Annotated in this window: 22 protein-coding genes; 11 read left to right on the forward strand and 11 right to left on the reverse strand. The window is 68.0% G+C overall.

The window, feature by feature from the left end:
• Positions 1-2 precede the first annotated feature (2 nt).
• The 3 genes from OSC30_RS02285 to OSC30_RS02295 are packed head-to-tail and all read left to right on the forward strand — an operon-like array spanning position 3 to position 5634.
• Positions 3-713: a flagellar motor protein MotB gene (locus tag OSC30_RS02285; RefSeq protein ID WP_267170210.1), complete on the forward strand. Its 711-nt coding sequence runs from the start codon at positions 3-5 to the stop codon at positions 711-713.
• Complete coding sequence (locus OSC30_RS02290) at positions 710-2395, forward strand: EH signature domain-containing protein (protein WP_267170211.1); 1686 nt, start codon at positions 710-712, stop codon at positions 2393-2395. The genes OSC30_RS02285 and OSC30_RS02290 overlap by 4 nt, the downstream gene beginning before the upstream one ends.
• On the forward strand, positions 2392-5634 hold the full coding sequence (locus tag OSC30_RS02295; RefSeq protein WP_267170212.1) for a DEAD/DEAH box helicase: 3243 nt from the start codon (positions 2392-2394) through the stop codon (positions 5632-5634). The genes OSC30_RS02290 and OSC30_RS02295 overlap by 4 nt, the downstream gene beginning before the upstream one ends.
• A 109-nt stretch (positions 5635-5743) precedes the next feature.
• Here OSC30_RS02295 and OSC30_RS02300 read toward each other — a convergent pair whose 3' ends face one another.
• Positions 5744-7939, reverse strand: a complete 2196-nt coding sequence (locus OSC30_RS02300; protein ID WP_267170213.1) for an ATP-binding protein — start codon at positions 7937-7939, stop codon at positions 5744-5746.
• Positions 7940-8159: 220 nt separating this feature from the next.
• On the reverse strand, positions 8160-8711 hold the full coding sequence (locus OSC30_RS02305; RefSeq protein WP_267170214.1) for a DUF488 domain-containing protein: 552 nt from the start codon (positions 8709-8711) through the stop codon (positions 8160-8162).
• Positions 8712-8860: 149 nt separating this feature from the next.
• On the opposite strand from OSC30_RS02305, the gene OSC30_RS02310 reads away from it, so the two are divergent.
• Positions 8861-9307 carry a PA2169 family four-helix-bundle protein gene (locus tag OSC30_RS02310; protein WP_267170215.1) on the forward strand — a complete coding sequence of 149 codons (447 nt, stop codon included), beginning with the start codon at positions 8861-8863 and terminating at the stop codon, positions 9305-9307.
• Between the two features lie 65 nt (positions 9308-9372).
• Here the strand turns inward: OSC30_RS02310 and OSC30_RS02315 are convergent, their stop codons facing one another.
• From OSC30_RS02315 to OSC30_RS02325, 3 genes are all read right to left on the reverse strand, one after another.
• Positions 9373-9963: a hypothetical protein gene (locus tag OSC30_RS02315; protein WP_267170216.1), complete on the reverse strand. Its 591-nt coding sequence runs from the start codon at positions 9961-9963 to the stop codon at positions 9373-9375.
• A gap of 99 nt (positions 9964-10062) precedes the next feature.
• On the reverse strand, positions 10063-10887 hold the full coding sequence (gene queF, locus OSC30_RS02320; protein WP_267170217.1) for an NADPH-dependent 7-cyano-7-deazaguanine reductase QueF: 825 nt from the start codon (positions 10885-10887) through the stop codon (positions 10063-10065).
• A gap of 78 nt (positions 10888-10965) precedes the next feature.
• Positions 10966-11958 carry an aldo/keto reductase gene (locus OSC30_RS02325; RefSeq protein ID WP_267170218.1) on the reverse strand — a complete coding sequence of 331 codons (993 nt, stop codon included), beginning with the start codon at positions 11956-11958 and terminating at the stop codon, positions 10966-10968.
• A gap of 114 nt (positions 11959-12072) precedes the next feature.
• Here OSC30_RS02325 and OSC30_RS02330 point away from each other — a divergent pair, with 114 nt between their 5' ends.
• On the forward strand, positions 12073-12990 hold the full coding sequence (locus OSC30_RS02330) for a LysR family transcriptional regulator (protein WP_267170219.1): 918 nt from the start codon (positions 12073-12075) through the stop codon (positions 12988-12990).
• Positions 12991-13190: 200 nt separating this feature from the next.
• On the forward strand, positions 13191-15512 hold the full coding sequence (locus OSC30_RS02335) for a S9 family peptidase (RefSeq protein WP_267170220.1): 2322 nt from the start codon (positions 13191-13193) through the stop codon (positions 15510-15512).
• Positions 15513-15664: 152 nt separating this feature from the next.
• Here the strand turns inward: OSC30_RS02335 and OSC30_RS02340 are convergent, their stop codons facing one another.
• The 4 genes from OSC30_RS02340 to OSC30_RS02355 all read right to left on the reverse strand — a co-directional run bounded on the left by OSC30_RS02340 (position 15665) and on the right by OSC30_RS02355 (position 20152).
• Positions 15665-17281 carry an NAD(P)/FAD-dependent oxidoreductase gene (locus OSC30_RS02340; protein WP_267170221.1) on the reverse strand — a complete coding sequence of 539 codons (1617 nt, stop codon included), beginning with the start codon at positions 17279-17281 and terminating at the stop codon, positions 15665-15667.
• Positions 17282-17358: 77 nt separating this feature from the next.
• The gene (locus OSC30_RS02345) at positions 17359-18156 is read right to left on the reverse strand and encodes a glycosyltransferase family 2 protein (protein ID WP_267170222.1); all 798 of its coding nucleotides are present in this window, start codon (positions 18154-18156) and stop codon (positions 17359-17361) included.
• Positions 18153-18950 (reverse strand): beta-ketoacyl synthase chain length factor, encoded by a 798-nt coding sequence (locus OSC30_RS02350; RefSeq protein ID WP_267170223.1) that lies wholly within the window; start codon positions 18948-18950, stop codon positions 18153-18155. Before OSC30_RS02350 ends, OSC30_RS02345 begins: the two co-directional genes overlap by 4 nt.
• Positions 18947-20152 carry a beta-ketoacyl-[acyl-carrier-protein] synthase family protein gene (locus OSC30_RS02355; RefSeq protein ID WP_267170224.1) on the reverse strand — a complete coding sequence of 402 codons (1206 nt, stop codon included), beginning with the start codon at positions 20150-20152 and terminating at the stop codon, positions 18947-18949. Before OSC30_RS02355 ends, OSC30_RS02350 begins: the two co-directional genes overlap by 4 nt.
• Positions 20153-20297: 145 nt before the next feature.
• Between OSC30_RS02355 and OSC30_RS02360 the strand changes: the two genes are divergently transcribed.
• Entirely contained in the window at positions 20298-20996 is a 699-nt protein-coding gene (locus OSC30_RS02360) for a YdcF family protein (RefSeq protein ID WP_267170225.1), read from the forward strand.
• Positions 20997-21237: 241 nt separating this feature from the next.
• Positions 21238-22140: an oxygen-dependent coproporphyrinogen oxidase gene (gene hemF, locus OSC30_RS02365; RefSeq protein ID WP_267170226.1), complete on the forward strand. Its 903-nt coding sequence runs from the start codon at positions 21238-21240 to the stop codon at positions 22138-22140.
• 74 nt (positions 22141-22214) lie between these two features.
• On the opposite strand, the gene OSC30_RS02370 is transcribed toward hemF, so the two are convergent.
• Positions 22215-22874, reverse strand: a complete 660-nt coding sequence (locus tag OSC30_RS02370) for a DUF4097 family beta strand repeat-containing protein (protein ID WP_267170227.1) — start codon at positions 22872-22874, stop codon at positions 22215-22217.
• 140 nt (positions 22875-23014) lie between these two features.
• Between OSC30_RS02370 and gpmA the strand changes: the two genes are divergently transcribed.
• The gene (gene gpmA / locus OSC30_RS02375; protein WP_267170228.1) at positions 23015-23758 is read left to right on the forward strand and encodes a 2,3-diphosphoglycerate-dependent phosphoglycerate mutase; all 744 of its coding nucleotides are present in this window, start codon (positions 23015-23017) and stop codon (positions 23756-23758) included.
• A 105-nt stretch (positions 23759-23863) separates the two neighbouring features.
• Here the strand turns inward: gpmA and glnK are convergent, their stop codons facing one another.
• Entirely contained in the window at positions 23864-24202 is a 339-nt protein-coding gene (gene glnK, locus OSC30_RS02380) for a P-II family nitrogen regulator (RefSeq protein WP_267170229.1), read from the reverse strand.
• 174 nt (positions 24203-24376) lie between these two features.
• Between glnK and OSC30_RS02385 the strand changes: the two genes are divergently transcribed.
• Entirely contained in the window at positions 24377-24634 is a 258-nt protein-coding gene (locus OSC30_RS02385) for an accessory factor UbiK family protein (protein WP_267170230.1), read from the forward strand.
• Positions 24635-24912: 278 nt separating this feature from the next.
• Positions 24913-26415, forward strand: coding sequence for a YifB family Mg chelatase-like AAA ATPase (locus OSC30_RS02390; protein ID WP_267170231.1), 1503 nt, complete (start codon positions 24913-24915; stop codon positions 26413-26415).
• The last annotated feature ends 150 nt before the right edge of the window (positions 26416-26565 follow it).

Below are 26565 nucleotides of genomic sequence, written 5' to 3' on the forward strand. Positions count from 1 at the left end.
CGATGTTCGCTCGCTCTACCGCCCCGCGCCGCCGGGGCAAGTCCGAAGGCGAGAAGCCGTTCTGGATCAGCTACGCCGATCTGATGACGGCCATGATGGTGCTGTTCCTGAGCGCCATGGCGGTGACCATCGCCGCCATCACGCGCAAGGTCACCGGGCCGGAGGAACAGCGGCGAAGCGAGATTGCCGAGATCTGCTCGAGCATCCAGCAGCAGCTGGCCGGCGTGGGAAACCTGCAGGTCGATTGCGTCAACAACCGCATTTCCTTCGGCGATGCCGGCCGCTTTGCCACCAACGATTACCGCCTGCCCGCCGAGGCCAACGCCGCGCTGGCCAAGCTGGTGCCAGCGGTGCTGGACGTCGCCGATGGCCCGTTGGGCCGCAAGTGGATGAAGCAGGTGGTGGTGGAGGGCTACACCGACACCGTGGGTGGTTACCTGTACAACCTGCACCTGAGCATGCAGCGTTCCGAATGGATGCTTTGCCTGCTGATGGACCCGCGCAAGAACGCGCAGCTCCAGCTCTCGCCCCCACAGCTGCAACGCGTGCGGCAACTCTTCCTCGCCGGTGGCGTGTCCTTCAACAACCAGCGCGCCACAGCGGACGAGAGCCGCCGGGTCGAGCTCAGGCTCCAGTTCTACGGGCTGCAGGACCAACACGCGCAACCCCAGCCCCTGTCCAGCGAGTCGCCGACGGATACGTGCCAGCTATGAGCACGCTCGCCGAAGATCTGCCGAACAGTCTCCAGCGCAGCCTGCAGTTGTTGCAGCAGCGCAGCCAGAACTGGTCGCCCCGAGTGCTCGAGCAGGCGCGCCAGACCATCTGCGGCTCACGCGAGCTGCCGATGTTCGATCCGCGTGCGAGCAGCCGCCTGGATGAAGCAGTGGACCGCCTGCTGGCCGGTGGCGCCGCCGGCGTCGCGGCGCGCGATCACGTGGTGCTGGCCTATAACCTGGCCGAGCCGCACCCCAACCTCGACGGCAACAGCCTCCTCAACACGACGGCAGAGCTAATCCCCCTGCTGGGGCGCTGGCGCATGCTGCTGGGTACGCGCGGTTCGTACCGGCAAATCTGGCGCGGCGCGCTGCTTAGCCTGTTCCGCGGTGCGCCCGAGGACGCGGGGTTCGAGGCCACGCGCCGCTTCCTTGCCGACACCATCGGCGTGCTGCGCGCCGGCAAGTTTCACCCGGCCTGGCTCGATGCCATGGAGCGGCACCCACGCTTGCTTGCCCAGAACCCGGTCAGTTCGTATGCCCTTGCCTGGCTCGAGGGGCACCGCGAGGGCATTGAGGAAGTCCGGGAATTGATCGAGCTGCCGCCACGCAGCTGGTTCTGGAGCCACCTGATCGAAGCAATCGTGGAAGCCTGCTGCGGTACATCCAACGACGCCTTGTTCGATGAGCGTTGGCCGGTGGTCGTGAAGCTGATCGATGACCATCCGTATTGCCGCGACCTGGTGTTGGGGCGCGTGCTTTCGCGGTATGCGAAGAAGAGCGCGCCGTTGCGTGAGAACCATTTGTTGCAGGTGTCGTTAGGCGCCTGGGGCAGTCCAGAGCTTGGCGCAGACGTGGTTGGGCGCTGGTCTGATACGTCCGATGACGCGCGTGCAATGGTGTGCGGTTGGTTGGCTGAAGAGGACCTAGAAGACTTCGCAACCTATTGCAAAGGCGACAGTACAGTTGATGCCCGCCGGCTCTCTTACTGGCTCCGGTTCAAAAAGCAGATCAGTTTCAGTCGACTTGTTCTCGGTTCCTCTATTCGGGACGCGCAGGATATGGCGAGCAGAGATTTCATCGCTCGGAAAAAAGGACGAGTTGCGTACCTGCATGGTCCATCGAACAACAACGCCATCATCCTTCGCATCGGTGCTTGGTGGTTCGTGGAGTTCAGTGAGAAAGGCAATGCCTGCTATCCCTACGCGGACCACCTCAAGCCCTTCAATGCTGCACGCAAGGAATTCAACGCGGCGGACCTGCGCGACGCTATAGCCATGGAAAACGGCGGCGGCAGGCGTTTGATACATCGCGATACGAAGGAAGGCCTTTGGGAATCGGCCAAGTTCGATCCCTTTCTTTCGGAGCAGGGCATCTGGCCCGATGCGGTCGGCAGGCCACCGAGCCGTGTTGCAGCCAGCGTGGCCACAACGAGGCCGCGCTCAGACACGGCGATCCGGCCTCACAGTGCGACAGCGCCTGTCGGAGCTCTCGCGTCCTTGGGCTTGAGCGAGTCGCTGCTGAACGACCTGAGGCCGTTCAAGCCAAGGGTGGTGGACAACCGCAGCAAGCGAGGTGCGCTGTGGATCGAGCTTGCGCGTGCCCCCGGCAGCGAGTTGCTGCGGTCAATGGAACGGCAGGGTTTCCGCTACGCCAAAGGTAGAGGCTTCTACAAGCAATGAAACGTGGATGGTTTGTTCGCAAGAAGCACGACGGCACTCAGCACGTCCATCGGCCTGCGGCATCCGAAGACGGGTGGGTGTTGGGCAATGTCGACCAACCAGACCACTCCGAGCTTGGCGCCTACGCCGGGCAACTGGTCGAAGAAGGCTTTGCCGAGAAAACCGAAGACCGCTACCTGCTGCCCTGGGATTCCCTCTATCGGCTGCTGGACGAGGAGGCACACGCCGCCAGCCTGGTCCTGCTTGGTTTGCCGCCCCAGTCGGAGCTGATACCACACCTCGCCAGCGAGGGTTCGCCTGCAGATACCGACTTTCGCATCCGACTGGCGCATTGGGTGAGCCCGCAGGGCGCGCTGCCGCCCTCTTCGGTGTCCCGCACCGGTGCTGTCGTGCGTTGGCACGACCGCGACGCGTTGCTCTCGCCAGCGGCCTATCGCTTGTTGGGCGCCATGCACGAGCTGGCCAACGAGGGCGACCGCTGGACCCCCGAGCAGCGACTACTGGCCGCCGGCCGCATCCAGTCACTCGCGCACGCATGCCGCGCTTCCACCGACGGCTATCTGTCGCAAACGGAAGTCGTGGTGCCAGAGCGGCTGGATGTCGAGCTGATCGCCGAGCAGGCGTGCGGCGTACCGGTGGTCGAGCTCGTACCGCGACCGGACGGCGCTCCCGACACCTGGCCCAGGTACTTTGACGACTACGATCATGTCCGCGCGCGCTACGACATCGTGCGCCCCGACGGCGAGCTGACCCACGTCGCCTTGCCGCCGCCCGTGCGCGGTGTGCTCGAGCAGATAAAGAAGGTTCCCGGCCGACGCTATGCCTCGCAGGCGGCCGATGCCTTCCTGCATAACCCTTATCCGTTCCTTGGCGAGGGCGCCGAAACTGTCCTGCCGCCGGAACGGTTCGAGCAGGCGAAGAAGGCCAGCGGCATCGTCGAACGCGAACTTCTGGCGCTGCCTTCGGACCCCGGCTGGGACCTGCTTTTGCTGGACACCACCGGCGAGCACAGCGATGTGTGCAAAACGATAGCTCGGCCGGAGGAGCTGAAAGACCTGTTAGCCGCCGCGGCGGAGGCGAGGACGACGGGTTTGCCGCTTTTTCGTTGGGGCCCCCATCGCGTCCTGTTCTCAGGTACCACCCATGAAGCGTTGCAGCAGTTGGGCACCTGGGTCGCTTCGGCGGCAGCGACGCCTGCGGCGCTCGACATGGCCGAGGTCTTCGATCTGCGGGCCTACAGCGATCGCGTCGTCGGCTTTGATGGCAAGCCCATTCATGTGCCTTTTCTGGGCCGAAAGGATGCCTCCGGCGACTTGGTGCCCGACAACCTGCAACTTGTCATTGCCTCCACCGATCCGATTACCGGCCACACGTCTACCACACGGCTTGCCGCCAACCAGCTGGCAGAGTTCGATCGTGCCACCCGCCAGGCGTTGGACGATGGTGCGGCTACGGTGCGGCTCCCGGGGGCGACCCTCGAGGTGCCAACCACCGAGGCGAGGGAGTGCCTGGATGCCTTCGACAAAGCCTGGAAGAAGCCGCCGGCCGCGCCGACGGTCCCCAAGCCACCCCAGCCCGGGCGTGCCACCAGTCTCAGCATTCTTCACAACATCGAGGCGCTGGAGTATGGCGCGGCGGTCGCCGCGCTCGACTCGGAACCGATAGCCCCCGTGCTGCCTGCCGCGCTGCGGCCGGAAATCGAATTGAAGGGGCATCAGCAATCCGGCCTCGCTTGGCTGCAGCATCGCTTTGCCCAGCGGCCCTCCGGACTGCGTGGTGCGTTGCTGGCCGACGACATGGGCCTGGGCAAGACGCTCCAGTGCCTGTGCCTGATGGCGTGGTATCGCGAGAACCATCCCCACCCCCATCCTTGTCTCGTCATTGCCCCTGTCTCGCTGCTGCAAAACTGGCACGCAGAAATCGGAAAGTTCCTGGACGGCAGCCAGGGCCCAACCCTGCTGCTATACGGACAAGCGCTGGCCGGACACCGTGTCGAACCGTCGCAACTGGGCGAAGACGTGCAAGCCATGGGTGTGAAGAAGCTCCTGCGCCCCGGCTTCGCCAATGGCGCGGCCTTCGTGCTGACCACTTACGAAACGTTGCGCGACTACGAACTCTCCTTTGGCCGTGAGGCCTGGGGCGTGCTGGTTTGCGACGAAGCGCAGAAGATCAAGACGCCAGGGGCGTTGGTGACGCGCTCGGCCAAGGCGATGCAGGCCGACTTCAAGATCGCCTGCACCGGAACGCCCGTGGAGAACTCGTTGGCCGATCTTTGGTGTCTGTTTGATTTCTTCCAGCCGGGCCGACTCGGCTCCTTGAGCGAATTCACCAAGAACTACCGCAAGCCTATCGAACTGCGCGAAGACGACCATGCAACGCGAGTGGAGGATCTGCGGACGGCCATTGGTCCATGGGTACTCCGACGTATGAAATCGGAGGTCGCGGACCTGCCGGACAAGATCGATGCCACCCACAAGGACTCAAACTCGGTTTGGGCAAGCCTTCCCATGTCGGAAATGCAGCGCAGGCTTTATGGTGAAGCCGTGGTGGGCTACAAGCGCGCCATGGAAAAGGCCAAGGATGATGGCGAACAGGCCGGCACCATGACGCTCGCCTTGCTGCATCGGCTTCGGATGATCTGCGCAAACCCCCTGGCGATGGCCCACGAAGGCGCTGGCGAGTCTCCTGTTAGTGAGCATGTTGCCCATTCACCCAAGTTGCAGTGGCTCCTGCAGCGGTTGGGAGAGGTCAAGCAACTTGGCGAGAAAGCCATCGTGTTCACTGAGTATCGCGACATACAACGATTGGTTCAGAAGGCTGTGGCGGAAAGGTTCGATATCGACGTCAGTGTGGTAAATGGCTCGACTACAGTCGACCCACTCAAGGATGCATCCCGCCAACGGCTGATCGACCGGTTCCAAGACAGCCCAGGCTTTGGCGTCATTGTGCTTTCGACCACCGCCGTGGGTTTCGGCGTGAACATTCAGAAGGCCAACCACGTGATCCATTTCACCCGGCCCTGGAATCCCGCCAAAGAGGACCAGGCGACCGATCGTGCGTACCGCATCGGCCAGGACAAACCCGTCTGGGTCTATTGCCCGACGATGGCGGGGGACGGCTTTGAGAGCTTCGAGCAGCGTCTGGCCGAGCGCCTGGATCGCAAGCGTGCGCTTTCCCAGGATCTGTTGGCACCCGAACAGTCGGTCGGTATGGCCGACTTCGAGGACTTGATCAGCTAGGTCTCTCGTCGTCTCATTAGCTTTGGGAGAGCCACCGGCGCGGCACGGGATAAGAAGAAGTCATCGCTGCAGAGGCGAGCCGTTGGAGGTTACCCGACTGCGGTGATGGTCACGCCGGGCGTAAGCGGGCGGTGGTGTCGCCTTTGATTGGCGCCCTCTCCGCCAGCAACTCCCGCAGCATCAGGGCGGTGGCTTGCAATTCCGCCTGCAACGCACCCAGGGCCGGCTCCACGCCACGCTCGGCACGGATCGCCTCGCGCAGTTGCGTGCACAGGCTGACCGCTTCGCTGCGGCCCATCACCAGGAAAGCGTTCTGCAACCGGTGCAACCGCGCGGCGGTGGCGGTGCGGTCGTGGGCGCGCAGGGCGGCGAGGAGTTCGTCGTTGTCCTGCTGCAATTCGGTTTGCCAGCTTTGCAGGTAGGTGCGGCGCTGCTCGGGAGTGGCGATGCGGCAGATCAGGGCAAGTGAGCTTTCCGCCGGACGCGGGGAAGCGTCGGTCGCGCTCGGGGTGCCCGGCGGCGGGCTGGCCGGGAACGTGGGGGTACGGGTGCCGACCTGGCGCAGCAGGGTGAGCAGGCGCTCGATCGAGACCGGTTTGGTGAGGTAGGCGGTGGCGCCGTGGGCGAGGGCCTGTTCGATCGCGTCCGGATCGGAGTCGGCGCTCAGCATCACGATCGGCATGCCGTCGTGCGGGTGGCGCTGGCGGTGGCGGGCGAGCACGTCCAGGCCGGAGAGGTCGGGCATGTGCATGTCCAGCAGCACCAGGTGCGGGCGGTGCGGGCCGTCCATCGCCTGCAGGCCTTCCTCGCCGCTGCCGGCGAACAGCACGCGGTGGCCGGCGCGGCGCAGCAGGTGGCCCAGGGTGTCACGGCTGGAGCGGTTGTCGTCGACCACCAGGCAGGTGATCGCCGGCACGCGGGCGCGGTGGGTGTCCAGGGCACTGATCGTGTCCAGCGGCTCGGTCACGGCCTGTTCGGGTGCGGCGCGGTCAAGCGGCAAGGCGGCGGTGAAGATGCTGCCGCCGCCGGGGTTGTCGCCGACCGCGACGCGGCCGCCGAGCTGCTGGCAGATGCTGCGCACGATGTGCAGGCCCAAGCCGGTGCCGTCGTGGCGGCGCACCAGGCCGTCGCTGGTCTGGTAGAACGGGTCGAAGATGCGCGTCTTCATCTCATCCGGCACGCCGCCGCCGGTGTCGGTGACGGTGCATAGCAGGCGCGGCTGGATCAGGCCGTTGTCGGCCAGACGCACCACGATGCCGACGTCGCCGCCGGCCGGGGTAAACTTGACCGCGTTCGTGCCGAGGTTGATCAGCACCTGCGCGATGCGGCCGGGGTCGCCCAGCATGGCGTCGTCCAGGCCGCGGCCTTGCACGGTGCGCAGGCGCACGCCGCGCTGGTGCGCGAGCGGCCCGACCACGTCGCGCACCTGGCCGAGCACGTTGGCGACCAGGAACGGTTCGCGGCTGAAATGCAGCCGGCCGGCGTCGATCGCGGCGACGTCCAGCACATCGTTGACCCGCTGCAGCAGCACGTTGGCGTTGGCGCGCAGGGCGTGCATCAGCTGGCGGTCGGAAGCGTCCAGCGCGGCGATGTCGATCAGCGAGGCGGCGTGCACCACGGTGTTGAGCGGCGTGCGCAGTTCGTGGCTCATGGTGGCGATGAAGCGGCTCTGCGCATCGCGCGAGCGCAGCGCCGATTGCGAAATGGCCGAGATGGTGCCGAGCAGGCGGTAGACGGTCAGCGGCAGGCCAACCAGCAGCACCAGTGCGAACGGCACGAACGCCGGCCGGTCCACCCAGTAGTGCGGCGGCGCGGCCAGGCCCAGCACCAGTACCGAGCCGGCCATGAAGCCAAAGAACATGCGCCGGCCGAAGCGCGTGCCGACCATGATGGTCGCCAGCGGCAGCAGCGTGATCATCGAGATGCACAGGTTCCAGGCCAGGCTGAGCAGCACGCCGATGCCCAGCACGTTCACCGCTGCGCCGATGCCGTCGACCAGCTCGGTGGTGCGCACCAGGCGCAGCCGCACCGCGCCCATCCAGGCCAGGCCCAGGGTGAAGAACAACTGCGCCCATGGCAGCAGCAGGGAAGCCTCGCGCGCCAGTACCACTTTCGAGTGCGAGGGGCCGGCCAAGTACTGCCAGTACAGGCACCACAGGATCGTCAGCCCCAGCAGCAGGGCGCGGCGTACCGAGACGTGGTATTCGCCGTAGCTTGCGACCAGCCGGGCCAGCCGTCCGTCGCGCAAACGCTGGGCGATGACGCGCAGCGAGCTTGGCGGCGCTTCCGCAGTCCCAGGATTCATGTGGTGGTTCCCCCTGCATGGCGGTCACCGGCAAGCCGGTGTCGCTGGGGCATTGTACGCACAGGAGCCGGTTGCTGGCGTGGAGAGCCTGGCAGCCTCTCGGGTCGGACGGCCGCGGGGCGCTCGGGTAGCTTGAGCCGGGGCGATGACCCCGGAACCTGGGGCCTGCGTCTCTCCCCGGCTGTGCCGGGGAGAGGGGCCCAAGGGGTGTGCGCCGGAGTCAGGCTTGCGGCGGGTAGACCAGGTGGTCGCCTTCGCGTTGGGCCGCCGGCGTCATCCGTGCCGGCTCGGCGCGGCCGTCGCCCTTGATGTGGCATACCGTGCGGCCGGCGGCGAGCAGGTAGTCGGCGATGATGCGGCGGTGGCAGCGCCACCACAGCACCTCGGCGCACATCAGCGTGCAGCGGCGCTGCGACGCCAGCTCGAGCAGTTGCGCGAACCCGTCATGGAAATCCTCGCTCATGGCGTAATCGGCGTAGCGGCGGAAGCTGGCGTTTTCCCAGAACCCGTTCGGCGAAGGTGCGCCGGCCGGCAGGCTGCGCCCGCGCCGGCCACCGAGCGGGGGCATGTGCAGGTAGTCGATGCCAAGCGGCTCGAGCGACGCGGCCAGCGCGGGTCCATCGTATTGCGGGAAGCGGCGCGAGCCGGGCAGGCGGCGCACGTCGACCACGCATTCGATCGCATGTCCCTGGAGCAGTTCGACGAACGTCCCCAGCGGATGCGTGGAATGGCCAATGCCGAAGACGGGCAGGGCGGGGTGATGACCGGGCATGGCCCGAGCATGCACCCACGGGTGTGCCTGCGGCGCGATGGCGTGTGCTTCACGGCGCCATCGCCGCCAGTTCCTACGATGAACCTGCGGCGTCCCCGTCGACCATCGACCGCCCGCGTACCGCCCATCCGATGACGAGAGTGACCCCCATGGCGAACCACGACATCCGCGTGCTCAACGACCTGATCGAAACCACCATCGACAGCGCCGAAGGTTATGCCGAAGCAGCCAGCGAAACGCAGAGTCCGCGCTTCAACTTCACCTTCCGCGAACGCGCCAGCGAGCGCCGCCTGGTGGCGACGCGACTGCAGCAGAAAGTCGAGGAGCTCGGCGGCACGCCCGAGGACGACGGCAGCGTGCTGGCGTCCGCGCATCGCATGTTCACCAACCTGCGCAAGAGCCTGCACGACGAAACCGCGGTGATCGACGAGGTCGAGCGCGGCGAGGACCACATCAAGCACAAGTTCGAGGACGCGCTGGACGACGAGGACGTCAGTCCGCCCACACATGCGTTGATCGCCGATGCCTACCGCTCGGTGCGGTCGGGGCATGAACAGATGCGTGGCCTCAAGCGGGCGGCGCACAAGACGCAGTGAGTGCTGGCCGGGCTCCTACAGGGTCGAGGACGCCGTATGGGCTGCGGAGAGCTTCGGCCCGGGCCTCAGGCCGACTTCACTTCGAACGTCTCGCTCTTGACCGGCTTGCCGTCGATGGCGATCTCCACCTTGTAGGTGCCGGCCGGCCAGTCGTTCGGGTTGCGCAGCTTGAACGCGGTGACCGCCGGCCCGTCGGTGGCGATCGTCTGGCTGATCGTGGTGACGTCCTGGCCCTTGCCCTCCAGGTAGCTGAAGTGCGCGCTCAGGGTGGCGCCGGTGGTGCTGCCGGTGGTGGCGACGCTGGCGTAGATGGTGTTCTGCGACGGTGCGAAGGTGGTGGTCGGCTTGGCCACCTCGTAGCCGGCGGTGACCGATCCGCCCAGTTCCACCTGCGCGACCTGGAAGACCGCGGGGGCGGCAGGCGCGGCGACGGCGCTGGTGCCCGCACTGGCCGGCACCGCGCTGGTGCCGGTGGCCGCGGGCGCCACGGTCGATGCCGGTGCCGGGGCGGTGCTCGCCGGCGCCGGCATCGGTGCGCTGCTGGCGGCCGGCGGGGTGGTGGCCGTTTCGTCGTCGTGCTTGCCGCAGCCGCCGAGCAGCAGCAGGCCGGCCAGGGCCATGCCGGGCAGGGCGAAGGAGCGTGCTTGGATCGTCATGGCGGGTGTCCCGTGCAGTCGTCGCGGCCGCGGATCGGCCTGGCGAAAAGGCTAGCGCCGACGATCTGAAGCGCCGATTACCGGGCGTCTGCGCCTGGCCTACTGGCGCGCGCCGCGCGGGTTGCCCGGCACCGCCTGCGGGTCGGTGCTGCGGAACGGGTTGATGTCCAGCCCGCCGCGCCGGGTGTAGCGCGCGTACACGGTTAGTTGCATCGGCGCGCAGCGCGCCATCAGGTCGACGAAGATGCGCTCGACGCACTGCTCGTGGAATTCGTTGTGGGTGCGGAAGGAAACCAGATAGCGCAGCAGGCCGGCACGGTCGATCGGCGCGCCGCGGTAGGCGATCTGCACGCTGCCCCAGTCGGGCTGGCCGGTGACCGGGCAGTTCGAGCGCAGCAGGTGCGAGAGCAGGATGTCCTCGACCGGCTCGGCGTCGTGGTTGGCGCTGAGGTAATCGGCCTTGGGCGGACCGTAGTCGTCGATCTCCAGCGGCTGGTCGTCGAGCAGCTCGCCGGGCAGGTCGGTGATCGCGTGGGTCTGTGCGCACGGCCCGCTCAGCGTCACCTCCACCGGGGCGCCGGCCGCGGCGGAAAGATCACGCGCCAGCGTGTCGACAAGCACCGGCGTGTCGATTTTCTCTTGCGAGAAGCCGTTCAAATACAGCTTGAACGACTTCGATTCGATGATGTTGGGCGAGTCGGCGGGTACGCGGAATTCACCCAGCGCTACCTGCGGCTTGCCGCGGGCGTCGAGCCAGGACAGCTCGTAGGCATTCCAGATGTCCACGCCGGTGAACGGCAGCGGATCGATCACGCCGATCTCCACGCGCTTGTGTTCGCGCGGGATGGGGAACAGCAGGGACGGGTCGTAGCGGTCGGCGTAGGCAGTGGCCTTGCCGAGGGGGGAGTGTTCGGGGGTGCTCATACTGCAAGTGTAGTGGGCGGGGCTTCTAGCGCCCTCTCCCCTGCGGGGAGAGGGCTTCAAGCTTGAGGGCGCGGCCAACTAGGCGTTGATCGCCTGCATCGACGGGCCGGCGTAGCGGTCACCCGCCGCAGCGTTCGGCGGGAATATCGCGTCGATGGCCGCAAGTTCGGTGGTGCTCAGTTGGACGTCCAGCGCCCCCAGGTTTTCATCCAGCCGGGAGCGGCGGCGCGTGCCGGGAATGGCCAGCACGTCATCGCCCTGGGCCAGCACCCAGGCCAGCGCCAATTGGGCTGGCGAGCAGCCCTTGTCGGCGGCCAGCTTCTTCACCTCGTCGACCAGCGCCAGGTTGCGGGCGAAGTTGTCGCCCTGGAAGCGTGGGTTGTGCCGGCGGAAGTCGTCGGCGTCGAAGTCGTCCGGCGAGCGGATCGCCCCGGTGAGGAAACCGCGTCCCAGCGGCGAGTATGCCACCAGCGCCACGCCCAGCTTGCGGCAGGCGGCGAGCATGCCGTTCTCTTCCGGGTCGCGTGTCCACAGTGAGAATTCGCTTTGCAGCGCGGCGATCGGGTGCACCGCACAGGCGCGCGCCAGCGTCTCGCCGGAGGCTTCGGACAGGCCCAGGTAACGCACCTTGCCCGCCTTGACCAGCTCGGCCATGGCGCCGACGGTCTCCTCGATCGGCACGCTCTTGTCCACGCGGTGCTGGTAGTACAGATCGATCGTCTCGATGCCCAGGCGTTTCAGGCTGCCCTCGCAGGCGGCGCGCACGTACTCGGGGCGGCCGTTGACGCCGCGCGCGGAAGGATCGGACGGGTCGCGCACGATACCGAACTTGGTGGCCACGAAGGCCTGCTCGCGGCGGCCGCGGATCGCCTTGCCGACCAGTTCCTCATTGGTGTGCGGGCCGTACATGTCGGCGGTGTCCAGCAGCGTGACGCCGCGGTCGAGCGCGTGGTGGATGGTGGCGATCGACTCGGCGTCGTCGTGCGCGCCGTAGAAATCGCTCATGCCCATGCAGCCGAGGCCGAGGGCGGAAACCTGGGGGCCGTTGCGGCCGAGCGTGCGCATCTTCATGGGTGGCTCCTTGGGGTGGCGAACGTACGCCGTGGAAGGTGTGAGCATCGTGCGCGCCGGCAGGCCTTCGATAAATGCTCAATAATCGCCAACACCATTCCATCAGAATCAACAATGGATCGCCTGCATGCCATGCGGCTGTACACCCGCATCGTCGAGCTGGCCAGCTTCACCGCTGCGGCCGACGACCTCGCGCTGCCGCGCGCCACGGTCACCCACACCATCAAGGCGCTGGAGGCGCGGCTGGGCGCGCAACTGCTGCAGCGAACGACGCGGCGCGTGCGGGTGACCTGCGAGGGCAAGACCTACTACCAACATTGCCTGCGCCTGCTGGCCGACGTGGACGAGGTGGAAGCCAACTTCCGCGAGGCGGCGATCGTGCCGCGCGGGCGATTGCGCGTGGATATCTCCGCTACCTTGGCGCGGCTGCTGGTGATCCCGGCGCTGCCCGAATTCCTTGCGCGCTTCCCGCAGATCGAGCTGGACCTGGGCACCGGCGATCGCTTCGTCGACCTGGTGCGCGAGGGCGTCGATTGCGCGCTGCGCGTGGGCGATCCGGGCGACAGCGGCCTGGCGGGCCGGCGCATCGCCACGCTGCCGCAGCTGACCCTGGCCAGCGCCGACTACGTGCGCCGGCATGGCCGCCCGAAGACGCTGGCCGACCTGCAGCAGGGCCATTACGCGGTGCACTGGGCTTCGCCGACTACGCGTCGCCCGGAGCCGCTGGAGTTCGTGGTCGGCCGGCAACGACGCGAGCTGCAGCTGCCCGGACGCATCACCGTCAACGGCGCCGACGCGTATCTCGCCTGTTGCCGCGCCGGCCTGGGCATTGCTCAGTTCTCGCATTACCGCATCGCCGAGGAACTGGCCGATGGACGCATGTGCGAGCTGCTGCCCGACACGCGGCCGCCGGCGCTGCCGATGACGGTGCTCTACCCGCCGCAGCGCCAGATGCCCGCAAGATTGCGGGTGTTCATCGGCTGGCTGGTCGAGCTGGCCGCCACCCGGTTCGCGCCTTCGCGCCCCCTGTAGGAGCCCGCTTGTGGGCGATGCTCTTGTCGATGGTCTCTGTTGAAAGAGCATCGCCCGCAAGCGGGCTACGAGGGCGACGCGAAGCCCGGCTCGAAAAGGCCAAGGTGACCCCGCAACGACGCCCCCCACTAATGGCATGGGTGCCATGACTTCCGGCACGTTAGGATCGTTCGATAAGCAGTCCTGACAAGGGGAACAAGATGGCATCGATGATCGGCAGCAAGCGCCTGGTGGGCGCGCTGGCACTGGGCCTGGCGGCCACCGGCGCACTGGCGCAGGGCCACACACTGACCAAGGACGACTACGCCCGCGCGGAGCGCTTTCTCGGCTACAACACCGCGCCGCTGGTCGACCATGCCATCCAACACGTCACCTGGCTGGACGACGGCCACTTCTGGTACGTCGACCACGATGCCAAGGGCGACCACTACCGCGTGATGGACGTGGCCACTGGCAAGGTCAGCGACGCCTTCGACCAGCCACGGCTCGCCGCGGCGCTGGGCAAGGCGCTGGCCAAGCCGGTCAGGGCGGACAAGCTGGGCATCCGCGAATACCTCATCGCCGACGATGGCCGCCTGGACGTGCAGTTCAAGGGCAAGCACTACCTGTGCGACCTCAAGCCCGCGCAGGGCGAATGCGTGGTCAAGGAAGGCGGCAGGGAACCGGGCGTGCTGTCGCCGGACAAGTCCTCCGAGGCCTTCATCCGCAACTGGAACCTGTGGCTGCGCGACGTCGCCAGCGGCAAGGAAACCCAGCTGACCACCGACGGCGTGGAGAATTTCGGCTACGCCACCGACAACGCCGGCTGGAAGCACACCGACAACGCCATCCTGGTGTGGTCGCCGGACTCGAAGCAGATCGCCACGTTCCAGCAAGATCAGCGCAAGACCGGCGACATGTACCTGATCAAGACCAAGGTCGGGCATCCGGAACTGATCAAGTGGAAATATCCGCTGGTCGGCGACAAGGACGTGACCATGATCGAGCGCGTCATCATCGACGTGCCGAGCAAGAAGGTGGTGCGCCTGAAGATGCCCGCGGATCAGCATCGCTCGACCCTGTGCGACGACGTCAGCTGCGGTCCCGCGGGCGGCTGGGACGACGTCAAGTGGGCGCCGGACGGCAAGACGCTGGCCTTCGTCTCCACCTCGCGCGACCACAAGCACGAGTGGTTCCGCATCGCCGATCCGAAGACCGGCGCCGTGCGCACGGTGTTCGAGGAGCAGGTGCCCACCTACTACGAGAGCGGCAACGGCCAGGTCAACTGGTTCTACCTGCCCAGGACCCACGAGGCGATCTGGTTCTCCGAGCGCACCAACTGGGGCAACCTGTATCTGTACGACCTGCAGACCGGCAAGCTCAAACACGCCATCACCACCGGCGAGGGCAACGTCACCGAGGTGCTGAAGGTCGATCCGAAGACGCGCACCGTGTGGTTCCGCGGCGTCGGACGCACCGACGGCGTCAATCCGTACTACCAGCAGTTCTTCAAAGTGAGCCTGGACGGCGGCAAGCCGACCCTGCTCACGCCCGAGGCGGCCAACCACGAGATCACCCTGTCGCCCGAGGGCGACGCCTTCGTCGACAGCTATTCGACGCCGACCACGCCGCCGGTGACCGTGCTGCGCGACAGCGGCGACGGCCACACCCTGGCCACCGTCGCCAAGGCCGACATCAGCCGCCTGCGCGCGGCCGGTTGGGTGCCGCCGACCCCGATCACGGTCAAGGCGCGCGACGGCAAGACCGACCTGTACGGCATGATGTTCAAGCCGACCCGTTTCGATCCGCACAAGAAATATCCGATCGTCGACTACATCTATCCGGGCCCGCAGACCGGCTCGGTGCGCGGCCGCAACTTCCTGTCCGCGCGTGGCGACCACCAGGCGCTGGCCGAGCTCGGCTTCATCGTGGTGGCGATCGACGGCATGGGCACGCCGTGGCGTTCCAAGGCCTTCCATGACGCCTACTTCGGCAACATCGGCGACAACACGTTGCCCGACCAGGTCGCCGGCCTGAAGGAATTGGCCAAGCGCTATTCGTGGATCGACCTCGACCGCGTGGGCATCTGGGGCCATTCCGGCGGCGGCAACGCCACCGCCGGCGCGATGTTCCGCTACCCCGACTTCTTCAAGGTCGGCTGGGCCGAGAGCGGCAATCACGACAACCGCAACTACGAGGACGACTGGGCCGAGAAGTGGCAGGGCCTGGAAGTGATTAAGGACGGCAAGAGCAACTACGACGACCAGGCCAACCAGAACCACGCGGCGAACCTCGAGGGCAAGCTGATGCTGGTGCACGGCACCCTGGACGACAACGTGCCGCCCTCGCAGACACTGCTGGTGGTCGACGCGTTGATCAAGGCTAACAAGGACTTCGACCTGCTGATGATCCCCAACGTGCACCACGGCTATGGCAAGGACGCAGGCAGCTACGCCATGCGCCGTCGCTGGGATTACTTCGTCACCCACCTCGCCGGCAACACTCCGCCGAAGGGGTTCAAGATCACGGTGCCGAAGGACTGACCTCACCGCGCTCTGCAGGAGCGCACTCGGGCCTGACCAGTATTTCGGTCGCGCCCAGGTGCGCTCCCATAGCCGCACGAGGTCCTTTGCAGGTGCGCCCTTGGGCGCGACAGCCATCGGCAGCCTGGCGCGATGACAGGTCCGAAAAGGCGCTAGGCCGCCGACACTGCGCCCTCGACCGGCGCCAGATCGAACAATCCCGGCGCCGGCCCGCTGCAGACCGGCAAGCCATCGACTGGTGCGCCGTCGCGTCCCGCCAGCGCGGCGATCGCGCCGGCCACCTCATGCAGTAGCGCCAGGTTGGCCTTCAGCCGCACCCGCACGCCGGCATCATCCAGGCTGTCGTGCATCCCTTCGTTGAGCGCGCGGAACCAGTCCAGCCGGCGCTGGTCCAGCATCACCGAGGGGCGCTCGCTGGTCGCCGCCGCATGCCAGTCGCGGAACAGCGCCTGTACCCGCTCGTTCAACCGCTGCGCCTCGGCCAGCGCCGGCCCCAGTTCGGCGAACAGCGCCGTATCGACCAGCCGCCGCTGGAACACCAACTGGCACAGCACGCCCCAGTAAAAGGCCTGGTCCCAGACGATCTTGCTGGCCATCACCTGGGGGTTGCCGAACAACGGATACTGCCCGCGGAAGATCGCCAGCATGCTGTCGTAGAACGACTGATAGAGCCGTTCGCTCAGCCGCACGCGCGCGGCCAGCGGCTGACTGGCGCGATCGGCGCGGATCAGTTCGCAGATGTAGGTATTGGCCAGCGCGATGAAATCACTGCCGGGCGAATAGAACGGATCGAGGAAGGCGCCGGCTTCGCCGGTCAGTGCCCAGCGGTCGGCGCTGAACATCTGCCTGCAACCGTGCGAGTAGCCGCGCAGGAAGCGGAAATCCAGCAACGTGTCGCGGTGGCGCTCGACCTCCTGCGCCACCTGCGGTTGCTGGCGCGCCAGCCATGCCAGCGCGCGGTCGAAATCGCGGTACTCCTCCAGCGGGTGCATCGCTGCGTCGGCAACGATGCCGACCGAATGCGCGCCCGAAGCCAGCGGGATCAGCCATACCCAGTAGCCCGGCCCGCACAGGTGGTTGGTCGAGCGCCAGCGTTCCGGCGGGCGGCAGCGCGCGCGCCAGGCGGTGCCTTCGCACCAGTCGTCGATGGCCAGCCGCGCGCCGAGCCGGAACCAGGCGGCATTGACGTGGTGGCCGTCATCGCGGGTCAACTCGAAGCGCCGGCGCAACAGCGCCGCACGGCCGGAGGCGTCGAGCAGCCAGCGCGCCTGCAGGTGGTGTTCGCGCGCGTCGGCGTCGGCGTAGCGCACCGAGTGCGGCGCGCCATCCACGCCCACTTCGAACTGGCGCACCACGGAGCCGGGTCGGAAATCCACGCCGCGCCGCAACGCCTCTTCGCCCAGGAAGGTTTCGAAAAGTCCGCGGTCGAGCTGGTAGCTGGGTGCGGGAAATGCCTCGCTCAGGCCGAGTTCGGTGGCCTGGCCGAGGTCCGCGCAGCCGTCGGAGAAGAAATAGCGCAGGCCGAACTTGAAGATCTGCTCGCGCTTGAGGTAATCGCGCAGCCCCAGCGTGTCGCGGAAATAGTGTGCACCGATGTCGACCGTCGACTCGCCAACCTTGTGCGCCGCCGGCGGCAGCGGATGGCGCTGGCGTTCGAGTACGACCACGTCCAGGTCGGGAAACTCGCCGCGTAGTTGCAGCGCCAGGCACAGCCCGGCCAGGCCGCCGCCGAGGATGACTGCGTCGTGCGTGGCACTGGCTTCGGACATGCGATTCCCCTGCGGCCTGCGGTGGAAGACGGTGCCGGACGTGCAGCAGGCCGCCCCCCCGGCGGCCGTGGTTCGGATCAGCGGATCAGCCGCGCCGGTTCGCCCGCCTCGACCGCGAGCAGCCCGTCATCGTCGATCACCGTCGGCGGCGCTTCGTGCGAGCGTCGATAACTTGCCACGATGTCGCCGTAGGAAGCGATGCGGCCGATGGTGTAGGCGGTGATGCGGACCACGTCGCGCACCGGACTGAAATGGCTGAGCCTGAACTCGCCGTGGTAGCGCGAGGCGATCGGCACCGAGACCACGCCCAGCCCTTTCTCGCGGCAGGCGGCGATCAGGATGGCGGCTTCGAACACGAAGTTCTCCGCCGGCAGGTCGACCAGCTCCAGCGCGGCGCGCGGATACCAGCGCTGGCCGCTCTGGGTGTCGGCCACCGGCACCCCGCAGCCCCAGGAAATGCCCCAGTCGGCCACCGCATTGGCGCGGCGACGGCCCTTCGGCTGCTGCTCGCGATCGAGCAGGCGCGCGCCGATCACGATGTGCCCGGGGTAGCGCTGCGCCGCGGCGACGATGCGCGGCACGTCGCCGGCCAGATGCTGGCCGTCGCCGTCCATCGTCACCACCGCATCGAAACCCTGCCGCAGCGCTTCGCGGAAGCCGTGCCGCAGCGCCTCGCCCTTGCCGCGCCGCTGCGGGTGGCGCAGCAGCGTCACCGGCAGCGCGTCGACGATCTGCGGGGTGCGGTCGTCGGAACCGTCGTCCACCACGATCACCGGTACGTTCAACGCCAGCACCGATTCGACCACGTCGCGGATCGCCGCCTCCTCGTTGAGGCAGGGGATGAGCACGCACCAGCGTGGCGGAGTCGGGTTCACGCGCATTCCTCCAGGTGGACATCCATGCCGAGCGAACCGGCGGCCCTCAACGTGCAGCGGCCCGCGCCTTGCGCCAGCAGGGCCAGCAGCGGCAGCGCCGTGGCCGACGGGCTGCTGGCCAGCCACCCGGCCGGCAGTGCCGGAACAACCGGTGCGTCGGCGATGCTACCGGGGCAAAGGTGCAGATCAAGTCGGCCCAGCGTGGACACGCCAGGCTGGGCGTTGAGCACCAGCGCACTGCCGAACGGCGCAGCGCTGGCGGTCATGGCGGCCAGCGGGCCGCTCCCGGCGGTATCACTGCATACCAGCAATACCGGTCGTGCGTCCGCCACCGCCAGCGCGGCCGCCTCGAGCAGGCCGGCGCCGAAGCTCGCCCGCTGCGCGCACACCGCATTGGACGGCGCGTGGCAGCCGGTGGCGATGGTCCAGTAGCCGGCCGGCGCGTTGTGCACCGAGTTGTGGAAGCGCGTCGGCGACAGTTCCGCTGGCGTGCTGGCCAGCACTGCGCACATGTAGTCCATGATCGGCTGGTCGCCGTGGGAGGAGGCGAACACGCAGGCCAGCGAGGCCGCTTCGCGCCCGCTCATCGCCACCGCCTGGCTGGCCACCTCGGTGGCCAGCAGCACGCTTTCCGGCGCGCGCCGGCGCTCGTTGGCCGGCAGCAGGGCCGCCGCCGGGCGCGCGGGCGGCGGTGCCACCGGTTGCCCCTGCAGCGCCGCGCGCAAGGCGGAGAAGTCGGCCAGTTGCGGCGACCACAGTCCGACGCCTTCGACATAGACGGTCAGCGCGCTCATGCCCGCCGCTCCGGGCCGGCGAAGGCCAGGCAGGCGTTGTTGCCGCCGAAGCCGAACGAGTTGCTGAGCGCCACCTCGACTGGCCGCATCTCGTTGCGCCAGGCGAACTGCGGGCCACAGGCGGGGTCGGGATCGGCCCCGCCAAGGTTGCCCGGCACCAGTCCGTGCCCGATCGCCAGCAGCGCAATCACCGCCTCGAGGATGCCGGCTGCGCCGAGCGTGTGGCCGGTGAAGCCCTTGGTGCTGCTGGCGCGCGTGGAAGGCGGAAAGGCGCGGGCGATCAGCGCGGCCTCGACCTCGTCGTTCTTCAGGCTCGCGGTGCCGTGCAGGTTGATGTAGTCGACCTGGTCCGGGCGCAGACCCGAGCGCGCCAGCGCATCGCGCAGCGCCAGCTCGGCACCGAGGCCTTCCGGGTGCGGCGTGGACATGTGGTGGGCGTCGCTGGCTTCGCCGTAGCCGAGCAGTCGCGGCGCCTCCGGCGCGGCCTCGGCGCGCTCGAGTAGCGCGAAGCCGGCCGCCTCGCCGATCGAAATACCGGTCCGGCTGCGGTCGAAGGGCCGGCAGGGCTCGCGCGAGACCAGCTCCAGCGCGTTGAAGCCGAACAGCACGCTTTCGCACAGCGTATCCACGCCGCCGACCACCGCCGCGTCCACCAGTCCCAGCCGGATCATGCGCTCGGCGCTGGCGAATACCTTGGCACTGGAGGAGCAGGCGGTGGAAAGGGTCAGGCACGGTCCCTCCAGCCCCAGCGCGGCGGCGAGGAAGCCGGCCAGCGAATGCGGCGCATGGATCGGCGGACGCCGCATGTCGTCCGGAAAGCCGCCATCGGCATCGAGCCGGCGGTAAGCCTCCTCGGTGGCGCCGATGCTGGCGGTGGAGGTCCCCAGCAGCAGTGCCACGCGATCGGCGCCGTAGCGCTCGCGCGCGGCGAGTGCCGCCTCGAGGAAACCGTCCTGGTTGAGGCCCAGCCAGGCTAGCCGGTTATTGCGGCATTCCCAGGTGGCCTGCGAGGGTGGCAACGGGGCCTGCTCGACACCGTCGACACGGCCAACCCAGCAGGCCAGCGGCGCGAGGCTGAAATCGTTGGCGCGCAGCCCGGTGCGGGCATCGCACAGGGCGCGCAGGTGCGCCTCCCGGCCGCGGCCCAGGGCGGAGGTAGCGGTGAACGCGGAGACAGCGAGCGGAATTATCGGTTGCAACATCGAAGCAGCCTAGCGGCGGCCCGCAGACTTGCCTAGCCTTGCGCACACGGTGGCGGCCGCTCGTTCACCGAGGTGACGGAGGCGTGCACGATTGCGGCGGCAAGGCCGCCTGCGCACACTGTCGGTTTGCCGTTTTCCGATACCCGTGCCTTACCCTGCGACCCGCAATCCCTGGCGCTACCTGCGCGATGCCGACGTGGTGCACGCGGCCGTGGTCATGCTGTTTGCCGTGCTGCTTAGTGCCGGCCTGGTGTGGCTGGGCTACATCGCGCACGTGTGGCGCATCGCGCGGCGCACACCGACGACCCGGCCGGGACGCTGGGTGGTGTTGGTGTTCGGGCGGCAACTGGCCGGCAACCACCCCGAAGCCGATTACCGCGCGCGGCTCGGTCGTGCGCTGGCGCTGGTCCGCGCGGGGCAGGCGCGGCGGCTGCTACTGCTGGGTGGACACAGCGGCGGCGATCGCAGCGAGGCGCAGGCCGGCCTCGTCTGGCTGCAGCGGCACGGGTTGCCGGCGGACGCGCCGGTCGAACTGGAACAGGAATCGACCGATTCGCTGGAAAACCTGCGCCATGCGCGCGGCCTGCTGCAGGGCGGCGACCGGGCCGAGCTGCTGCCGCCGGTGGCCCTGCTGACCAGCCGCTACCACCTGGCTCGCTGCCTGCTGCTGGCGCGGCGGCTGGGCTTCGACGCCCACCCGCTGGCCGCCGAGGCCACGCTGCCGCGCACCCCGCGCTACCTCGCCCGGCTGCTCATGGAAGCGACCTACCTGATGTGGATCGACCTGGGCGTGCGCTGGGCGCGACTGATCGGCCACCGGCGTATGGCCGCGCGGATCAGCTGACGCCGAACGCCGCGACCCTGCAGACAACTGGAAAGAGCGCCATCCCATGTGGGAGCCCACTGGTGGGCGATGCTTTTTCGGCCGGACTTCAGAGCAAAAGCATCGCCCCACGAGTGGACTCCCACAGAAAGCCTGTCGATCGGGGCCGATCGACATCGTCCGCCGCGTCGACGCGCCACAGTTCCGGCACCAACCCGCTTGCTAAGCTTTTCATCCCACACCCGTCCACACCGATCCCGCCATGAGCCAGCAAGCCGACCAGGCCGAAACCTTCCTGCGCGAAGTGCAGGACCGCATCTGCGACGCGGTCGAACGCCTCGACGGCGGCGCGCGCTTTGTCGAGGATCGCTGGAAGCGCGAGGCCGGCGGCGGCGGGCGCACCCGCGTGCTGCGCGACGGCGCGCTGTTCGAGCAGGCCGGGGTCAACTTCTCGCGCGTGCACGGCCACACCCTCCCGCCCAGCGCCACCGCGCACCGGCCGGACCTGGCCGGCGGCAGCTTCATTGCCACCGGCGTATCGCTGGTGCTGCATCCGAAGAACCCGTACGTGCCCACCACGCACGCCAACGTGCGCTATTTCGAGGCGAGCAAGCCGGGCGTGGAACCGGTGTGGTGGTTCGGCGGCGGCTTCGACCTCACCCCGTTCTACCCGTTCGATGAGGACGTGCGGCACTGGCATACCGTCGCGCGCGAGCTGTGCGCACGCTATGGCGAGGACGTCTATCCGCGCTACAAACGCTGGTGCGACGACTACTTCTACCTCAAGCATCGGGACGAGACGCGCGGTGTCGGCGGGCTCTTCTACGACGATCTCAACGAAGGCGGCTTCGAACGCTGCTTCGCCTTCACCCGCGACGTGGCCCAGGGTTTCCTGGACGCCTACCTGCCGATCGCCGAGCGCCGCCGCAACATGCCCTGGGGCGAGCGCGAGCGCGAATTCCAGCTGTACCGGCGCGGCCGTTACGTAGAGTTCAATCTGGTCTGGGACCGCGGCACGCTGTTCGGCCTGCAGTCGGGCGGGCGCACCGAGTCCATCCTGATGAGCCTGCCGCCGCGCGTGCGTTTCGAATACGCCTACACGCCCGAGCCGGACTCGCCGGAGGCGCGCCTGGCCGATTACCTCAAGCCCCGCGACTGGCTGTAGGGCGTAGGGTGGGCTTCAGCCCACCACCGTGCTGCAACAATGGTGGCTGAAGCCCACCCTACGCTGTGCGCGGTTTACGGGTGCTCGCCGCTGAACTTCTTCGGCGTGGCGCCCTTGACCGGCCCGATCTGCGCGCTGTCGCTGACCTCCAGCACTACCTCGCGGCGGAATTCCAGCGTGCCCTGTACCACGGCGTGCGGGCCGATCACGATGTGCGGCGCACGGCTGTTGCCCCAGTGGAACCAGCCGCCCGGCTTCTCTACCAGAATGCCGCCTTCGACCCGCGAACCGGCGCCCACGTTGATGTCGCCACCCACGGTGCCCAGGCCGCCGGCCACGTGCGCGCCGTCCAGCTCGATGGCGCCGTTGACGTTGGACACGCGGCCGCCGACGTCGGCGTTGCGGCCGAGGTGGATGGAGCCGTTGACGGCCTCGATGGTGTCGCGGATGCGGCTGTCCGCGCCTACTTCGACTCTGCCGTTGACCGTATCGATGGATTCGGCCTGCACGTGCGAACCCAGTTCGACCGCGCCGTTGACCGTGCTGGCCTCCTCCACGACGGCGTTGTCGCCGATGCGCACGGCGCCGTTGACGGTGCTGACGTCGCCGGCGTGCGCGCCGGCTTCAACGCGCGCGGTGCCGTTGATCTTGTCGATGTCCCCGTCGCCGGCCACCGCCGCGAGCGGCAGGCAGAAGGCGAGGGCCAGGGCGAAAGCGAGATGGTGGCGACGCATGGAGCGGTTCTCCTGTTGGGATGCCTTCACTGGGATGCACGAGCGCCGGTTCGGGTTGGCATGACCTGTGGCAGGGCCTATTTGACCTCGCCGCGGCCACCCCGCACCATTTCGCGTTTCCCCGCCGCGAAGCCTACGCCATGTACAAGCTCGTCCTGATCCGCCACGGCCAGTCCCAGTGGAACCTCGACAACCGCTTCAGCGGCTGGGCCGACGTCGACCTCACCGAACAGGGCATGGCCGAGGCGAAGGAAGCCGGCCGGTTGCTGGCGGAGGCGGGCTACACCTTCGACGTGGCGCATACCTCCGTACTCAAGCGCGCGGTGCGCACGCTGTGGGGCGTGCTCGACGCGATGGATCTGATGTGGATCCCGGTGGTCACCGACTGGCGCTTGAACGAGCGCCATTACGGTGCCCTGACCGGTCTCAACAAGGCCGAGACCGCGGCCAGGTACGGCGAGGGCCAGGTCAAGATCTGGCGCCGCAGCTACGACATTCCGCCGCCGGCGCTGGAGCGCGCCGACAACCCTTCGTTGCGCGACCCGCGCTACGCGTTGCTCGATCCGTCGATGATCCCGGACACCGAGTGCCTGAAAGACACCGTCGCCCGCGTGCTGCCGTACTGGCACGACGTGCTGGCGCCGGCGGTGGCCTCCGGACAGCGCGTGCTGGTGGCCGCGCACGGCAACTCGCTGCGCGCGCTGATCAAGTACCTAGACGGGATTTCCGACGAGGCCATCGTCGAGATGAACGTGCCCAACGGCGTGCCGCTGGTGTACGAGTTCGACGAGGCGATGAAGCCGCTGCGCAGCTACTACCTGGGCGATCAGGCGGCGATCGCGGCGAAAATGGCCGCGGTGGCGAACCAGGGCAAGGCGAAGTAGGGCAGGGCTCCGGCAAGACGCCCCCGACCGCCGGGCCGGCCCGGCGCAGTAGGGCGGGCTTCAGCCCACCACCGTCGCGCCGGGAAGGTCGCTTTGACTACGCGGCTAGAGCGCGTCGTTGTCCAGCTCGCCGGTGCGGATGCGGATGACCTGTTCCAGCGGGGTGACGAAGATCTTGCCGTCGCCGATCTTGCCGGTGCGCGCCGACTGCTGGATGGCCTCGATCACCCGCTCGAGCTGGTCGTCGGCCACCGCCACCTCCAGCTTGATCTTGGGCAGGAAATCGACCACGTATTCGGCGCCGCGGTACAGCTCGGTATGGCCCTTCTGGCGGCCGAAGCCCTTGACCTCGGTCACCGTGATGCCCTGGACGCCCACTTCGGCCAGCGCCTCGCGCACGTCGTCCAGTTTGAACGGCTTGATGACCGCCACGACCAGCTTCATGGGTGCTCCTCGCTCGCGTTCCCCCGGATCACCACCATTGTGCCTGCCGGCCCGCGGCCTGTCGCCCCGGCGACGCGTGTAGGACAATCCCTACATTCTTTGGCGGAGCCGGCCGATGGTGTGCACACGTTCACAGTACCTAGACTTGCTACCGACCCGTTCGAGGCGCCGTCCATGATGGATCGGCAGGAAATCGACAGAATTGCCCTGCGACTCGTGTCGCTGGTACCGCCAGGGTTGGCACAGGCGCAGCAGGATTTGCGAACCAACTTCCACGATGTCCTGATGCAAGGATTGCGTCGCCTCGAGCTGGTCACCCGCGAGGAGTTCGAAGTCCAGAGCCAATTGCTGGCACGCACCCGTGCCAAGGTTGACGAACTCGAAAAGCGCGTCGCCGAACTGGAGGCCGACGCGGCTGCCCGCGGTCTTTAGCTACCAGCTCCCGGGAGCCGCCCCCGATCCGTCACCCTCACCCCGAGAACGATCGGGGGCGGTTATTTTTTGCCTGAGCAAGATGGAGTCGCGTTTCACATGCATTCTGGCGACCCCATCGCGTACGGCCCCGGCGGCTGTCGCGCATCTCGTCGGCGCGCGGCCCGGCCTTCCGACACGGGCGTCCGCCATGACGGTCGTCGCCGAGTCAAACCCTTCCTGTTTCTCCAGCCGTTGCGGTCAGGGATGACCGTGCTTTGGCCCCTGCGGTGCACGCCATGAGCCTGGCGGTTACGCTGACCCGCGCCCAGGAAGGCGTGTCCGCGCCGCAGGTGATGGTCGAGGTGCATCTTTCCGGCGGCCTGCCGGGCACGCACATCGTCGGCCTGCCCGAGGCGGCGGTGCGCGAGGCGCGCGACCGCGTGCGGGTGGCGATACAAAATGCCGCCTTCGAATACCCCAACCGCAAGGTCACCGTGAACCTGGCACCGGCCGAGTTGCCCAAGGACGGTGGCCGTTTCGACCTGGCCATCGCGCTGGGGATCCTGGCCGCGGGAGGGCAGGTGCCGCGCGAGAAGCTGGACGAGTGCGAGTTTCTGGGCGAACTGGCGTTGTCGGGCGACCTTCGCGGCGTCTCCGGCGTGCTGCCGGCATTGCTGCGCGCGCGGGCACGCGGGCGGCGCGTGGTGGTGCCGCGCGCCAACGCCGCCGAGGCCGCATTGGTGCCGGAGGCCGACGTACTGGTGGCCGATACCCTGGCCGAGGTCTGCGGCTGGTTGCGCGATGCGCAGGAGCTGGCGATGCCGGGCCCGGCCAACGACGGCCAGACGGTCGATCCGGAAGTGCCGGACCTGGTCGACGTGCGTGGCCAGTTGCAGGCGCGCCGTGCGCTGGAGATCGCCGCCGCAGGTGGCCACCATCTGCTGCTGATCGGTCCGCCCGGCACCGGCAAGACCATGCTGGCCGAGCGCCTGCCCGGCATCCTGCCGCCGCTGAGCGAGACCGAGGCGCTGGAAACCTGCGCCGTGCTGTCGGTCGCCGGGCGCCAGGTGGAACCGGCGCGCTGGCGCCAGCGGCCGTTTCGGGCGCCGCATCACACCGCCTCCGCCGTAGCACTGGTCGGCGGCGGCTCGAACCCGCGCCCGGGCGAAATCTCGCTGGCGCACAACGGCGTGCTGTTTCTCGACGAGTTGCCCGAGTTCACCCGGCACGTGCTCGAAGTGCTGCGCGAGCCGCTCGAGTCCGGCCACATCCTGGTCTCGCGCGCGGCGCGGCAATCCACGTTCCCGGCGCAGTTCCAGTTGGTCGCGGCCATGAACCCGTGCCCCTGCGGTTATGCCGGCGACGCCCGCGAGCGCTGCCGCTGCACGCCCGACCAGATCCAGCGCTACCGCGGCCGCATTTCCGGACCGCTGCTGGATCGTATCGACCTGTGCGTGGAGGTGCCGCGCGTGCCGCTGGCCGAGCTGGGCGCACCGCGCAGCGTCTACGACGAGGATTCGGCCACCGTGCGTGCGCGCGTGATCCAGGCCCGCGAACGCGCGCTGGCCCGCGCCGGTCGGGCCAATGCCGAGATCAATACGCGCGAGCTGGAGCGCGACTGCGCACTGGGCGCGGCCGAACGGAGCTGGTTCGAGGCCGCGCTCGAACGGCTGGGGCTGTCGGCGCGGGCCTATCACCGCATCCTGCGGGTCGCCCGTTCGATCGCCGACCTCGACGGTGGCGCAGCCCTGCTGGATCGAGCGCACCTGGCCGAAGCGCTGCAATACCGGCGTTTCTGACCTTTTCTGAACTGGCGGGTATTGACTTCCCCCGGGACGCGTTTAATATCTGCACTCGCCGGTACTTAAATGCCTCCGGCCTGCCGCCCCGGTATCGGTCCCCTCCCCCCCGCCCGATACCGGGGCCGGCCTCTCTCCTTCCGCGCGGTT

This window comes from Frateuria hangzhouensis, from assembly GCF_026410505.1.
Taxonomy (GTDB): Bacteria; Pseudomonadota; Gammaproteobacteria; order Xanthomonadales; family Rhodanobacteraceae; genus Frateuria_A; species Frateuria_A hangzhouensis.